The sequence below is a fragment of the Bradyrhizobium sp. 6(2017) genome, assembly GCF_011058295.2.
GTDB classification, from domain to species: Bacteria; Pseudomonadota; Alphaproteobacteria; order Rhizobiales; family Xanthobacteraceae; genus Bradyrhizobium; species Bradyrhizobium septentrionale.
This window is the reverse complement of record NZ_CP049289.2, coordinates 601,407-615,797: the sequence shown is the minus strand read 5'-3', so window position 1 is coordinate 615,797 and position 14,391 is coordinate 601,407. Positions and strand designations below refer to the sequence as shown.

Below are 14,391 nucleotides of genomic sequence, written 5' to 3'. Positions count from 1 at the left end.
AAAAGCCGATTGGGAAAATTCAGATTGCCGCGGCGTGCATCTGATCCAAATCAACATGCTATTGTTCAGATTGCCCAGATGGACAAAATTCCTAGCTGCCCCGAATCAGGAGATGCGCGCCCGAAACCATAAACTGCGATTTGCCGACATTCTTCGACGTGGTGGTGGCTATTCTGCTGGACGAGGACGATTCTTCTTCGTCCACAACAAGGCTTCCTGAAACAAGGGCTCGGCAAATAGCAGCTCAGATGTTTTGGGCGATACAGGGTCACGCCCATTAAGGAGCCATGTTGCGAGGTCAATGCACCGCGCAACAGTTTTCATTTCCTCGATTATTTCCAAAAAATCGCGCTCCCGGTACACCATGACGCGCTCGTTATCCAAGCTGCCGACCATCGGCACCTTGGTCGTGGATAGTCTAACGAACATCTCTTGGTAGGCGGACGGCTCGACAAGCAATACCGCGTCCGTCATGTCCATGGCGAACGCCCAAACGTGATGGGCTATTGGGTGTCGTTTCTTTGCTGCCTTGCGCGCAAGGCGTAAGACGGCCCAGAATATTTCGAGATCTTCGCCGGTGATCTTTACTGATCCGGCGGCTTCGATGACATCCATTTGGGCGCTTGCGCTGCGGATTGCTTGAATCATCGCCATCGTCGGCGCCGCCTCTGCGCGGAGTAGAAACGCTAACATTGAAGCGGTTTTTACTTCGATCTCTGACCAATGTGCTATTACCGCCATTGCTAGCGGAGCCAGGTTAGGGCGCTGCTTGTAAAGTGTTTCGGCGGCGGGCAGGGCTTCGGCTTTCGGGCGAACTTTGGACAATGGTTGTGGTGGCATGGCGAAAAAGCCTCATGCGGAAAAGGAAATCGAACTAGAATCTGACGCTTGGCAGCGCTTTGAGCGCGCCGTTGAGGTGGTGTCGAAAAGCCCACCGCAGCGTCGGGTGGCGAAGTCGAAAAAGCAGGCCAAAAGGAAGCCTGTAGCATCAAAAAAGAAAGCCTGACTCTTTACAGAGTCAGCCGAATCCTTACTGTGTAATCGCACTAAAAAAATGGCTCCCCCGAAGGGGAGCCGGGTCGTGGCAGACCAAGTTTGGGGCTTGTTTCGCTTTAGCGGTGGGGCAAGCCCCGACAGTGTTCGCGAACAATTTCCCATTTCCCAAATCTTAGGCGACGATACTCTCGCACCGCCACCGGCTGGTTTGTCGGACACCAAAGCTTCATATTGCGTTTTCTCCATGCCGGGAATGGTCCCGGTGCCCGAGGCACCCTTGTGCCCCGGGCGTTGAAGGGCGTCCGGGTGCAAGGGCAGAGAAAGGCGGAATCAGCTGCGCCGATTCACGATTCCTAACACGAATGGTGCGTAGTGCAGAGTCCGTGGATGCCGTGTGGACAACTGGCGCGGAATGCCGAAGGCCCGAATCAGCAAATGCCAAAGAGAAAAATTGACGTTCCGGTGGTTATCTACGTGTCGGGGATGGTGAAATCTTAATGGCGTGACGGTAGTGGCTTGTCCGCCGTTGCTAGGTCACGAATTCGACTGTCTCGCGCTAAGTGGACGCGAGCTTCACGGCTTCCTCAATTGGGAGAAGAATGTCAGCCACCCTTGTGCTCAGCGGTCGCGCACTGGATCAGCGCAGTGCTGATAGGACACCCTTATATTGGTGCGGGTTCCATTGCGTCTGGCTGCCGGGCTTTTCGCGAGCCGCGCCTTGGCCTCAATGCCACCACCGCTGCCGGAGCTTCTTGATCAGCTGCCGCAAGTCGTCGGCGTACTCCTCGATATTAGCCCGCGCCTCGACCAGCGTCTCGTCCATCTGCCGCGCCCTTGCGCTTCGGCTTGGGTGCAGGCGTAGGTTCCGGCAGGGGCGGTGGTTCGTCGTTGGGGGTCATAGGCAGAATCATCTCGCGACGAGATGAGGGACCGTTGACGTGGATCAAAGGCGGCGCGAACCCATAGGATCGACCCGGAAGCGGCCCGAGGCATTGCAGCGGGGCTGTCCGGAGCGGGTTTCGGCCCGTCCCGGACCCCGCACCCGGACCCGGCCGCGCGCCTCCTAGGGCCGCGCTACTGCCCCGAACAAGCATCGCGCCTCGCATTGATCGGATAGTTACCCGGCTGCTTACCCTTACACGTTTTTCGGCTTGGTTCGGCCTTGGGTTCTATGGCCTAAGTCACTGAAACTATTGGCGATCCCGGCATGACTCGAACATGCGACCTACGGTTTAGGAAACCGCCGCTGTCCGTCTCTAGTCATTCGATATCCGCTGGGTCGCTCGTTTCCATGTTTGTGATCCTCGAGTCCAGATCGTCGGCGCGTAGGTCGTGCGGCACTTCGACAACCTGCCATTGGGCAGGGGTGGAGTCTCACCTGTACGTAGCACGATGATACCATCCGAATTATTGCGCTCGTTAGCCCTCAGGTCGGTCACCCCTGCTTCCTCACTGTGCTCACATGTTTGCCGCGCCGCATGGCCCGCTTGACATAGCACCTCGGGGCTGCCGAGGTTACAACCTACAGGTCGGGAGCTGGGCCCGGCGGACGCCGCCCCCAAAGATTGGCTCCGTGGAACAAAATATGCACATATCCGCCCCTTCGGGAGGTCCCCAAACGTATTTCGCTTTGGCTTTAGGGGGCCTCGGACCTGCCACGGCGGGGGCTGATCCGGGGGTCACGAACACGGTTAGCTAAAGTACTAAACAATTTCAATGGCATGTGGCGGAGAGAGTGGGATTCGAACCCACGGTACGGTTTCCCGCACACACGCTTTCCAAGCGTGCGCCTTAAGCCACTCGGCCATCTCTCCGGGAGGCCCTCTCTTGAAGGGACGGGGCGGATTTTGCAAGGGAGCGCGGGGCCGGAGCGCGAAATTTCCCCAATGGATTGAAAAGATTGGGTAAATTTGCGGTGACGGCAGCCGCGCGCCGCGGCCTCGCTTGCCTCTGCGAGAGATTTTGGCCAGTGACTGGTCAGAGACCGGCGCAAATCAATTGATACAGCCGACCGATCCGTCCTCCGTCATTCCGGGGCATGCGAAGCATGAGCCCGGAATCCATTTCGCCGCTTGTTCCGTGCTCCGATGGATTCCGGGCTCAACCCTGCGGGCTGCCCTCAGATGCGCAATTGCGCACCGGGGAATGACGAGTCGATAGAGCCGCAGCCCCCTGCCACTGAGTTGCCCGACGGCGCAAGCCCCTCGCGCGAAAACATTTCGCTTTATCAGAAATGAAACTCAGTGTATGAAAGTCCCGTCTCACCCGATCGAGGGGCGCTGCGCATCGTCACGGGTGTTGCGGTGAGATGCGGTGGGAGCCGAGCGCGCAGTCGACGAATGCGTGTGAAGCGGACGGTGAAGTCGTGTGGTCCTGACGCCCTAGCGGCCGGTGTCCCCTCGCAAAACGCGATGGCGTGATGCGGGGGCGGTGACAAGCAAGCCCAGTCTCGCCGGGGAGAGCACGAAGTAAGCCGTAATCCATCGCGCAGGGAAAGCCGGATTTCTCCGGTTACACCTGTGGTCCCACCCCCGAGCTTTCTACCTTTGCTCGGGGCCCATGGGTGCGATCGGCACCCGGCTTTCCCTGCGCCCTCTATTCAAGGAGAGGGCGGAACGAGAAGCAAAGCTCGGACAAATCATGTCGCGAGAATGCGAAAGCATGTCACAACCCGTGCAACACATTCGGTGTCGTCCTGGCGAAGGCCAGGACCCATCACCCCCAATGAGAATTGTTGCACTATGCTGGGGCCACGATCCCGCTCATCATCAGGTGCGGTGGCTATGGGTCCTGGCTCCCGTGCGCAATTGCGCACTAGGCCAGGACGACGATCGTGTGTGATGCAGCCGCGCTGTCATCGCTCGGCTCGCCGCCTTCGCTAAAGCTTCGGCGCGCCAGGGGTTCTTGGCCTCGTCGAAGCCTTGGCGTAGACGGGACCGGGCGATCCAGTACGCCGCAGCCTCTCGGCTCACGCACAGGCGCCTCTCGAATACCGGATCACCGCATACGCGGATGATGACACCGAACAGGCTGTTTGACAGTTGAATCGGAAGACGACGATGCACGAGGACGGGCAAGCGCAAACATGCCCATCCTGCTATGCGATGCGACTAGTGATATCGCGCGGCAAGATCCGCCGTGCGGCGCGGCCACAGGCTCGGTGGCTCAGGCAGCGCCGCGTTTCCCGCACTGTGCGTATCCTGCAGCGCCTCGATGAAATCCGCGAACCATTGCTGGATGGTGCCGCTGTTGAGCTTCTCCATCATGGCTTCCCAGCGCATCCGCCGCTCGGTCAGCGGCATCGCGAGCGCCGTCGCCAAGGTGCGCGCCATGCCGTCGATGTCGTGCGGATTGACCAGCAGTGCAGCATCGAGTTCGTTCGCCGCGCCGGCGAATTTCGACAGCACCAGCACGCCGGGATCCGCCGGGTTTTGGGCTGCGACATATTCCTTGGCGACGAGGTTCATGCCGTCCTGCAGCGGCGTCACCACGCCGACCTGCGCGGTGCGGTAGAGGCCGGCGAGCACGCCCTGGCCAAAGCCCTTGTTGAGGTAGCGGATCGGGGTCCAGTCGACCTCGCCATGCTCGCCATTGACGTCGGTGACGAGCTTCGCCACCTCGCTCTGCAGATTGCCGTAAGCCTCGATCGCGCCGCGCGAGGGCGTTGCGATCTGCAGCAGCGACACCGAGCGCTTCAGTGCCGGGTGCAGCGTCCACATCTTGTCGAACGCCTTGATGCGGTTGACCAGACCCTTGGAATAGTCGAGCCGGTCGACGCCGATCGCGAGCTTCTCGCCGTTGAGGCTGCGCCGCAGCCGCGTCACGTCGGGATGCATCATCGCCTTGGTCGCCTGCTGGGCGAATTTGCCGGGATCGATGCCGATCGGAAACACCGCGGCGCGAGTGTGGCCGAACGACGAGTTGATGACGCCGTCACGCACCTCGAACGCGAGCTCGTGCTGCACGTAGCTCAGGAAGTTCTCGCAGTCCTCGTCGGTCTGGAAGCCGATCAGGTCGTAGGACAGCATCGCTTCGATCAGCGCGCGATGATTGGGCACGCCTGCGATCACCGCGCGCGCCGGCCATGGCGTGTGCAGGAAGAAGCCGATCGGCTGCGTGACACCGAGATCGCGCAGCTCGGCGCCGAGTGCGAGGAAATGATAGTCCTGGATCCAGAACACGGAATCAGGCTTGCGGAAGCGCAACAGCGCGCGCGCCATGAACGCGTTCACTTCGCGATAGCTCGTGTAGTCCTCGTGCGAGGCACGAATCAGATCGGCGCGCGAATGCATCGCGGGCCACAGCGCCGAATTGGCAAAGCCTTCGTAATAGCCGCCATAGTGCGCGGCCGGCAGATCGAGCATCGCCAGCGCGCCCGCACCGAGGGCCTCGACCTCTGCAAAAGGTTCCTTGTGGTTCCCGTCGCGGACACGTCCGCTGGAACCAACCCATATTGCCCCTGTCTTTTCCACCACCGGCAACAATGCCGCAGCCAGCCCCCCCGTCATGGGTTCATTGGGTTTTCCGCGCGAGACGCGGTTCGATACGACGACGAGGTTCACCAGGTCCCCTCCTGTTGGTCAACTCGCGTATTAACAACCATTCATCAAGATGGTTCCGGATCAAGATTTCTCCCAATTGAAACCAAATTCTGGCATGCGCTGAAGGAACTCGCAGGAACTCGCAAAAAGAAAAATTCATGCGAGATGCACGTCACGACGCAAAACAACCGCATTCAGGAGTGCGCGACGCGACGTGCAATGCAGATGATTTGGTTAGGACAGGCTGACGTCCCTATCGTCGTCGAGCAGACGCGCAAGGAATTCACGCACATCGCTCGGCCCATCGAAATGCCCAGCGACGCCGGTTGCGCGACGGCCGACGGAGAATGCGAGACCATTGAAGTCGGGCATGATGCCGAACACGGTCTCGTCGGTGACGTCGTCCCCGATGAAGAACGGGCGGCGTCCCCTGAACGGCTCATGCGTCATCAGTTCGAGCACGCCGGTCGCCTTGGTGAAGCCAGAGTGCTTGATCTCGCAGACGCTCTTGCCCGGCAGCACCTCGATCGGCGCATTCGGCAAATCGGCGCGGATCAGCGACACCGCTTCATAGATCGCCTTCTCCGCATGCGGCGCCAGCCGATAGTGCAGCGCCAGCGAATAGCCCTTGTCCTCGAGCAGAATGCCGGGGCTGAGCTTGGCGATCGCGGCGAGACGGCGCTTCAATTCCTTGTCCAGCGGCGGCGCGTGCGCGGCGACCGCCTCGCTGTCCGGCTGCAACCGCATCTCGGCACCATGGCCGCCGATCGCGGGAAACTGGTCGGGCGCGAAGATCAGGTCGATGTCGTTGAGCGAGCGGCCGCTGACCAGCGCCAGCGCGCCGCTGGTGCGCTCATGCAATCGCTTCAGCGTGGTCGACAGATCCGGCGGTACCCAGACCTCGCGCGGCGTCGGCGCGAGATCGAGCAGCGTGCCGTCGATATCGAGCAGCACTGCGGTCTGTCCCAGCGGCGGGATCAGCGACGCCGGCGCCGGCACATTATCGGTCGCGTGGTCAGGGGTGATGTCATCATCCACGGGCATTTCGGCCAAATCATGCTTCATCCTAGTCTACTCCACAAATGCCAACGGTCGCGCGACGGATTCGAGCGATTTTCGCTCGGCCGCGACGGCATAGCGCCACGCGACCGCTGCGGCGACCATCATGAGTGCCGCCCCCAGAAGGTAGCCGGCGAACACGCTGTTGCGCGATCCGGTGTCGATCAGCACGCCGAACAGCGCCGGCCCGATCACGCCGCCGATGCCGGTGCCAACGGCATAGAAGACGGCGATTGCGAGCGCGCGAACCTCCAGCGGAAACGTCTCGCTGACGGTGAGATAGGCGGCGCTCGCCGCGGGCGAAGCAAAGAAGAAGATCACCATCCAGGCGATGGTCTGGGTCTGCGCGCTCAACACGCCGATCGAGAACAGATAGCCGGACAACGCAAGCAGCACGCCGGAGATGCCATAGGTCAGTGTGATCATGGTGCGGCGGCCCACCGTATCGAACAGGCGGCCGAGCAGCAGCGGGCCGAGGAAGTTGCCGGCAGCGAAGGGCAGGATGTACCAGCCGACATGGCTGGCGGCGATGCCGAAGAAATCGGTCAGGATCAGTGCGAAAGTGAAGAAGATCGCGTTGTAGAAGAAGGCCTGCGCGGCCATCAGCGTCAGCCCGACCAGCGAGCGCTGCCGGTAGGTCGAGAACAGCGTCACCGCGACCTCGCGCAGCGGCGTGTGATCGCGCATCCGAATCCTGATCTTCTCAAAACCCTCGCTCGGCTGCTCGTGGCCCAGCGCGGAGGTCTCGATATCGGCCACGATCCTGTGGGCTTCTTCGGGGCGGCCATGGATCATCAGCCAGCGCGGGCTTTCTGGAATCCACATCCGCATCAGCAGCACGAAGAGGCCAAGCACCGCGCCGGTGAAATAGGCGATCCGCCAGCCGTGGTCCGGCGCAAGCAATGCGGGATCGAGCAGGACGATCGCGCTCAGCGCGCCGATCGCGGCGCCGATCCAGAAGCTGCCGTTGATGACGAGATCGGTCCAGCCGCGATAGCGCGCCGGCACCAGTTCCTGGATGGTCGAGTTGATCGCGGTGTATTCGCCGCCGATGCCGGCACCGGTGAGGAAACGAAACAGCGCGTAGCTCGCGACGTTCCACGACAGCGCGGTTGCAGCCGTCGCCGAGAGGTAAACCGCGAGCGTGATGAAGAACAGCTTCTTGCGCCCGATCCGGTCGGTGAGCCAGCCAAAGCCGAGCGCGCCGAGCACGGCGCCGGCGAGATAGGCGCTGCTGGCGAGGCCGACATCGGCGTTGGTGAAGTGCATCGCCGGGCTGTCCTTCAGCGCGCCCGACAGCGCACCGGCCAATGTCACCTCGAGCCCGTCGAGAATCCAGGTGATGCCGAGCGCGAGCACGACGCGGGTGTGAAAACCGCTCCAGCTGAGATTGTCGAGCCGAAGCGGGATCGAGGTCTCGATCACGCGGTCGTCATTCGGCGTGGCTGGCGCCACCGCCTCGTGCGTCGTCGCAGAGCTCAACTGTGTCCGCTGCAGTGTCATCAGAATGGACCAATGGAAAAATCCCCGGAACGATGCGTTCCAAGGTTCTCCCTCCCAGGATTGCGGCAAACGGAGTGCCCGCCACGCGACGTCAACGCCGCAGGCCGGCGAGGGTTCCCGCAATGCGGAAAAGCGAGCAAAACCGCCGTATCACTGAAGACAGTTCGAGCGGGATCGATGTCCTCGTCCTGGCGAAAGCAATTAATTCCGTCGTCCCGGCGAAGGCCGGGACCCATACGCCGCGGCCACGTCAATGGGCACGCGGTGAATTGCAGGTACAACAATAATGAGTGGTGGTTATGGGTCCCGGCCTTCGCCGGGACGACACTTGTGGGTCTACGCGGCGCGGATGTTCGCCATGAAACGGTCGAGCTCCTCGCGCAGCCGCGAGCTCTCGACCGACAGCGAGCGCGCCGAGTTCAGCACCTCTTCGGAGGCAGCTCCCGTCTCGGTGGCGCCGCGGTTGACCTGGGTGACGCTCGAGGCGGTTTCCTGGGTGCCCTGCGCGACGTTCTGCACGCTGCGCGCGATCTCCTGCGTTGCCGCGCTCTGCTGCGCGACCGAGCTCGCGATGTTGGTCGCGATCCCGGAGATCTGCCCGATGGTGCCGCCGATCTCCTTGATCGCGGCGACCGATTCCTGCGTCGCGGCCTGCATGCCCGAGATGTGGCTGGAGATCTCGTCGGTGGCCCTGGCGGTCTGGCTCGCCAGCGACTTCACCTCGGAGGCGACCACCGCGAAGCCACGGCCCGCATCGCCGGCGCGTGCGGCCTCGATGGTGGCGTTCAGCGCCAGCAAATTGGTCTGCTCGGCGATCGCCGTGATCAGCTTGACCACGTCGCCGATCTCCTGCGCGGCACGCGAGAGCTTGCCGATCCGCGCATCGGTCTGCTCGGCCTGACGCACGGCGGAATCGGCGATCTGGCTGGATTCCTTGGCGCGGCGGCCGATCTCGTCGACGGATGCGGACAATTCCTCGGTCGCCGAAGCCACCGACTGCATGTTGCTGGCGGCCTCCTCGGAGGAGCCGGCGACCTGGCTGGACAGGTTCTGCGTGGTCTCCGCAGTCCGGGTCAGCGTGCCGGCGGCCGACTCGAGCTGCACGGCGGAAGCCGACACGTTGGAGACGATCGCGCCGACGGCGGATTCGAATTCGTCGGCAAAACGAATCAGCTCGGTGCGCCGCGTCGCAGCGCTCGCCTTGTTCTGCGCTTCCTGGGTCGCGGCATCGCGCTCGGCCTTGGCGACCGCCTGAACCTTGAACTCCTCAACGGCGCCGGCCATCTCGCCGAGCTCGTCACGGCGGCCGAGGCCGGGCAGCACGACATCGAAATTGCCCGCCGCGAGTTCGCGCATCGCCGCACACATCGCCGCGATCGGCCGCGAAATGCCCTTGCCGAGCAGGAACGCCCAGACCAGCCCGAGCACGAAGCTGCCGGCGGCGAGCATCAGGATCAGCTGCTCGGTGTCGCCGATCATCGTGTGCGATTCGCTCTCAAGTCGCTTTTGGTCGGCGAACAGATCGGACTTCATCGCCGCCGCGCCCTGGCTGATCGCGGCCGCGGATTCCGTCATCTCGACGGTCAATTCGTCGATCGACTTCGCATTGGCGATCAGCTTGGCGAGCGCCTCGCGATATTCTTCGAGCAGCGCAGTGATTTCCTTCACCCCTTGCGTGATTCGCTCGTTCTGCGAGGTGATCCCCTTCACCAGATTGTCGGCGAATTTCAGCCGGGCGAGCGCACTGGAGGCGACGGTCTTGTCGCCGTTGACGACGAAAGTGTTGACCGCCCCGGTGATCGACTGCAGTTGGTCGGCCACCTTCTTGGCACCGAACTGGATCGACTGCAGCTCGGAATCATCGGCATTGCTCGGGAGGTCGTCGAGCTTGTAGCGCATCGAGGTCGCGCTGCGGACGAGCTTATTTTGCGCCGTCTGCGCACTCTCGTCCTTGATCCGGACGATCTCGGCAAAGATCTTGGTGAAGGCGCGGAATTCACGCTCCAGCTTGGTGATCTGCTCGAGCCGGGCCGGGTTGGTGGTGCCCTTCATCGACGCCATGATGGCGTCCTTCAGGCTGGCTTCGGCGGCGAGCGCCGCCTTGGCGTCGTCCTCCTTGCCGGTCGCGACATAGTAGCGTGCCAGCGAGCGGTAGGAGATCAGTTCGCGATCGATGTTGCGGGCGAGGTCGGCTTCCGCGACGCTCTGGCGATAGGAGCCGACGCCCGCGGAGACCCGCTCGAAGCCCATATAGGCGAAGCCCATGGTGGCTGCCGACAGCGCCAGCGTGACGGCAAAGCCGAGCATGATCTTGGCGCGGAATCTGAGGGTTGGGAACCTGATCGAGAGCGATCGCTTGAGTCCCGGCATTCCAACCCCCGTCTTCATTCTGAAAACCACGCGGGGTCCGGCGGCAACCCGCCCCAGACCCCGGAGGGCAAAACTAAGGCAGAATCGATAAGGCCCGGTAAATGGGCAACAAGTTCGCCTGAATCGGCACGCTACTACCTTGGTCGGGCCAGGTGGGTGGGCTTGGTGATTGACGCGCGGGACCGGCCCGATAGTTTAGAACTGATCAAACCTGTCCCTGTCCGGGCCAGGAGAACACATCGGGAGGTGTCCCATGTCATCGCGTCGAGCGGCGCCGTTGGCGCTTGCGGCGAGCGAAGCTGCCGGCGGAGTCCGGCCAATGACATTCCCCCTCACGACCTAGAATTTATCGACCGGCCTGACCGCAACCAATCGCGGCATGGCCCGTATGCCCTTACGACCCGCGCTGCCTCAACCGGCCGCGCCAAGAAAAGCAAAAAATTCTGGTCAGGGAGAACGCCTTTGGCGAAGGAGAACGGCAGCGCCACCGACAGCATTGTCGTGGTGCAGGCAAAGACCGACGGGCCGCGGCAAGCAGCGGACGAGATCGCACGCCAATTGGCGTCAGCTGATCTCGCAATGCTCGTGGTGTTCGTGTCGCCGTTCTATGACCCGCAGGAATTCATTGCCGAACTGTCCCGCCGGATGCCCAACGTTCCGATCTTCGGCTGCACCACGGCCGGCGAATTGTCGCCCAGCGGCTGGGACGAGGACAGCGTCGTCGCGATGGGCTTCAACGCAGCCGATTTCGTCATCGCGGCGCGGCCGCTGTTCGACCTCGCGACGTTTCGGGTCGATCATGGCCGCTCGATCTGCACCGAGTTGCAGAACGAATTCGCGCAGCGCACCGAGCATTGCGACCACACCGAGGATTCCTTCGGGCTGCTCTTCATCGACGGCATGTGCCAGCGTGAGGAGACCATCATGTCGGCGATCTATGCAGCGCTCGGCGACATTCCGGTGGTCGGCGGCTCGGCCGGCGACGGTCTGCGCTTCGAGAAGTCCTGGGTGTTCCATGGCGGCGAGGCCCATACCGACGCCGCCGTCCTGATCCTGATCCGGACCCGGCTGCCGTTCCGCCTGTTCAAGTGCGACCATTTCGAGCCGACCTCGACCAAGATGGTGGTGACCGAGGCTGATACCGAGCACCGCATCGTCAAGGAATTGAATGCCGAGCCGGCCGCGCTGGAATATTCCCGCGCCGTCGGCCTCAGCGACAGCAAGCTCGAATTGTTCTCCTTCGCCGCGCATCCGGTCCTGGTCCGCGTCGGCGGCGCCTATTACGCGCGGTCGATCCAGCGCACCAATCCGGACGGGTCGCTGCAATTCTTCTGCGCCATCGACGAGGGCATGGTGCTGACGGTGGCGCGCGAGCGCGATCCGATCGACGTCACCAGCCGCCTGCTCGAGGAGCTGACCGAGGATCTCGGCGAGGTTTCGATGTTCATCGGCTTCGAATGCGTGCTGCGCCGGCTCGATGTCGAGCAACGCCAGCTGTCGCGGGAGATGTCGGAGCTCTATCGCCGCAACAAAGTGATTGGCTTTCAGACCTATGGCGAGCAGTATCGCTCCATGCATGTCAACCAGACACTGACCGGCATCGCCATCGGCAAGCGGGCTATCGCGCCGCAATGACCGACACCAAGACCACGCGAATTGCCGCCCTCGAACGCGAGGCCGAGAAGCTGCGCAAGATCAACGCGGCGCTGATGTCGCGCGTCGAACGTTCGACCGACCAGCAGCTCAACGCGTTCTCGCTGTTCGAGACCGCGATTGCGCTCGATCAGCAGGTCCGCGACCGCACCAAGCAGCTCAAGCAGGCGCTGCAATCGCTGGAAAAGACCAATGGACGCCTGCTGCAGGCCAAGCAGCAGGCCGAGGCGGCAAGCTCGCTGAAATCATCGGTGCTGATTTCGGTGACGCACGACCTGTTGCAGCCGCTGAACGCGGCAAGGCTGACGCTGTCTGCGCTCACTGAAATGGCACCCGAGCCCAAGGGCGTCGCGCTGACCGACCAGATCGACCGTTCGCTGGCGACGCTCGAGGACATGCTGCGGACGCTGCTCGACATCTCGAAGCTCGATGCAGGCGTGCTTCGACCCGAGTTCGGCCCGGTTGCGATCGCCTCGCTGTTCGAGCCGCTAGAGCAGGAATTCGTGGCGACCGCCGCCAAGCGCAACCTCGGCTTCAAGATCATGCCGTCGTCCGCGGTGGTGCGCTCCGATCCGCTGATGCTGCGCCGGATCCTGCAGAACCTTGTAGCCAATGCGCTGCGCTACACCCAGCGCGGCACCGTGCTGATGGGATGCCGCCTCAAGGGCGACGATATCTGCATCGAGGTGCACGACACCGGGCCGGGCATCCCGGAAGCCCAGCGCGAGGCCATCTTCGTCGAGTTTCAGCGCGGCGAGGCCAGCGCCGGCGACAAGGCAGGCATCGGACTGGGCCTTTCGATCGTGCGGCGGTTTGCCGACCTGCTCGGCCATGACATCAGGCTGGATTCGCGCGCCGGCAAGGGCTCGGTGTTCGCGGTCACGGTGCCGCGCACCCTCGATCCGGTTGCGATCCCGGTGCGCGAGCAGGCCAGCGTCGACTATCGCTATGGCGGCATGGAGGGCGCGAAAATCCTGCTGATCGAGAACGACCTCTCGAGCGCCGAGGGTCTCGCCCACCTGCTGGAGAAATGGGGCTGCGACGTCGCGGTGACGATCTCCAAGACCGAGGCGCTGGAGCGCATCCACGCGCTCGACGGCATTCCCGACGCGATCATCGCCGACCTGCATCTCGACAATGGCGAGACCGGCATCCAGGCCGTCGACGTGATCCGCGGCGAGATCAACGCCATGGTTCCGGCGATCATCGTGACCGCCGACTACTCGGCCAAGGCTGCCTCCGACGTATCGGCCTACGGCCATGAGTTATTGAAGAAGCCGATCAAGCCCGCCGAGATGCGCTCGCTGCTGTCGTTCCTGCTGGCGGCGGAGCAGTCGGCCGCGCGGCTGTGACGAGAGCGTTTTCGAGCGAAGTGGATACCGGTTCGCGTGAAGAAAACGCGTCAAAACAAAAACCTAGAGCCCCGTTCCGATTCCATCGGAACGGGAAAGGCTCTAGGCGTCGCGCGACGGCGACGCCGTCACCGGCGCGTGGTCGTGCTTGCCGAAGTCCAGCTTCGACATCGCGATGATGGCCTCGGTCCGGCTGCGCACGCCGAGCTTCCGCAGGATCTCCGAGACGTGCACCTTCACGGTGGTCACCGAGATATCGAGCTCATAGGCGATGTGCTTGTTCTGCAGCCCGCGGCAGATCATGTCCAGCACGCGAAGCTGCTGCGCGGTGAACTGGCCGAGATGCTGCATCAGTTCGCGCGTCTCGGCCTGGCCCTTGCGGGCAGCAGCGGTGTCGCGGAAGCGGGTCGGCAGGCACACCTCGCCTTCGAGGATGCCGCGCAACAGCCGCGCCAGTTCGACCTTCGGCGTCGATTTCGGGATGAAGCCGGAAATACCGAGCGAGATCGCCCCGCCGATGATCCGCGAATCGTCATGCGCCGACACGATCACCAGCGCACTGCGCGGCGCGGCGGCGCGTACCCGGTAGGCGCCAAGCAGGCCCGTGGTCCCGGGCATCGACAGATCCAGCAGGATCAGATCGAGGCCGTCGCGCGCGGCGATCACGTCCAGCGCACCGTCGATCGAGGTCGCCTGCAGCACCTCGGCATCGGGAAACTCGGCCCCGATCACGCCGATCAGGGCGGCGCGGAACAGCGGGTGATCCTCGACGATCAGCAGTCGAGGCGCACCCGCCTTGCTGAGCGGCGGCTCGTCCGCCAGGGGCGCGGTCGTGGTCAATGCTGCGCCGTCCTCCCTCGGATCGCTGATGACAGCCATTGTGCGCACGACGTTATCCCAAAGCCGACCGGCAGCCT

At 62.9% G+C, this 14,391-nt stretch carries 9 protein-coding genes and 1 tRNA gene; 3 read left to right on the top strand and 7 right to left on the bottom strand.

The window, feature by feature from the left end:
- Positions 1-168 precede the first annotated feature (168 nt).
- On the bottom strand, positions 169-840 hold the full coding sequence (locus G6P99_RS02945; RefSeq protein WP_156928459.1) for a hypothetical protein: 672 nt from the start codon (positions 838-840) through the stop codon (positions 169-171).
- On the opposite strand from G6P99_RS02945, the gene G6P99_RS02940 reads away from it, so the two are divergent.
- Positions 839-1,006 carry a hypothetical protein gene (locus tag G6P99_RS02940; RefSeq protein ID WP_156928458.1) on the top strand — a complete coding sequence of 56 codons (168 nt, stop codon included), beginning with the start codon at positions 839-841 and terminating at the stop codon, positions 1,004-1,006. The two genes, G6P99_RS02945 and G6P99_RS02940, sit on opposite strands and share 2 nt — an antisense overlap.
- Before the next feature lie 1,714 nt (positions 1,007-2,720).
- On the opposite strand, the gene G6P99_RS02935 is transcribed toward G6P99_RS02940, so the two are convergent.
- The 5 genes from G6P99_RS02935 to G6P99_RS02915 form a co-directional block, all read right to left on the bottom strand.
- Positions 2,721-2,810 (bottom strand) — tRNA-Ser (locus G6P99_RS02935).
- A gap of 1,296 nt (positions 2,811-4,106) precedes the next feature.
- Positions 4,107-5,558: an alpha,alpha-trehalose-phosphate synthase (UDP-forming) gene (otsA, locus tag G6P99_RS02930; protein WP_029080546.1), complete on the bottom strand. Its 1,452-nt coding sequence runs from the start codon at positions 5,556-5,558 to the stop codon at positions 4,107-4,109.
- A 213-nt stretch (positions 5,559-5,771) separates the two neighbouring features.
- A complete protein-coding gene (gene otsB, locus G6P99_RS02925) occupies positions 5,772-6,602 on the bottom strand; it encodes a trehalose-phosphatase (RefSeq protein ID WP_029080547.1) in 831 nt (276 codons plus the stop codon).
- 6 nt (positions 6,603-6,608) lie between these two features.
- The gene (locus tag G6P99_RS02920; RefSeq protein ID WP_029080548.1) at positions 6,609-8,099 is read right to left on the bottom strand and encodes an MFS transporter; all 1,491 of its coding nucleotides are present in this window, start codon (positions 8,097-8,099) and stop codon (positions 6,609-6,611) included.
- Positions 8,100-8,435: 336 nt separating this feature from the next.
- A complete protein-coding gene (locus G6P99_RS02915) occupies positions 8,436-10,469 on the bottom strand; it encodes a methyl-accepting chemotaxis protein (RefSeq protein WP_029080549.1) in 2,034 nt (677 codons plus the stop codon).
- Between the two features lie 462 nt (positions 10,470-10,931).
- Between G6P99_RS02915 and G6P99_RS02910 the strand changes: the two genes are divergently transcribed.
- Both G6P99_RS02910 and G6P99_RS02905 read left to right on the top strand, forming a co-directional pair.
- Positions 10,932-12,104, top strand: coding sequence for an FIST N-terminal domain-containing protein (locus G6P99_RS02910; protein WP_029080550.1), 1,173 nt, complete (start codon positions 10,932-10,934; stop codon positions 12,102-12,104).
- Positions 12,101-13,474: a hybrid sensor histidine kinase/response regulator gene (locus G6P99_RS02905; RefSeq protein ID WP_029080551.1), complete on the top strand. Its 1,374-nt coding sequence runs from the start codon at positions 12,101-12,103 to the stop codon at positions 13,472-13,474. The genes G6P99_RS02910 and G6P99_RS02905 overlap by 4 nt, the downstream gene beginning before the upstream one ends.
- A gap of 102 nt (positions 13,475-13,576) precedes the next feature.
- Here G6P99_RS02905 and G6P99_RS02900 read toward each other — a convergent pair whose 3' ends face one another.
- On the bottom strand, positions 13,577-14,353 hold the full coding sequence (locus G6P99_RS02900) for a LuxR C-terminal-related transcriptional regulator (RefSeq protein ID WP_245284648.1): 777 nt from the start codon (positions 14,351-14,353) through the stop codon (positions 13,577-13,579).
- Positions 14,354-14,391 lie beyond the last annotated feature (38 nt).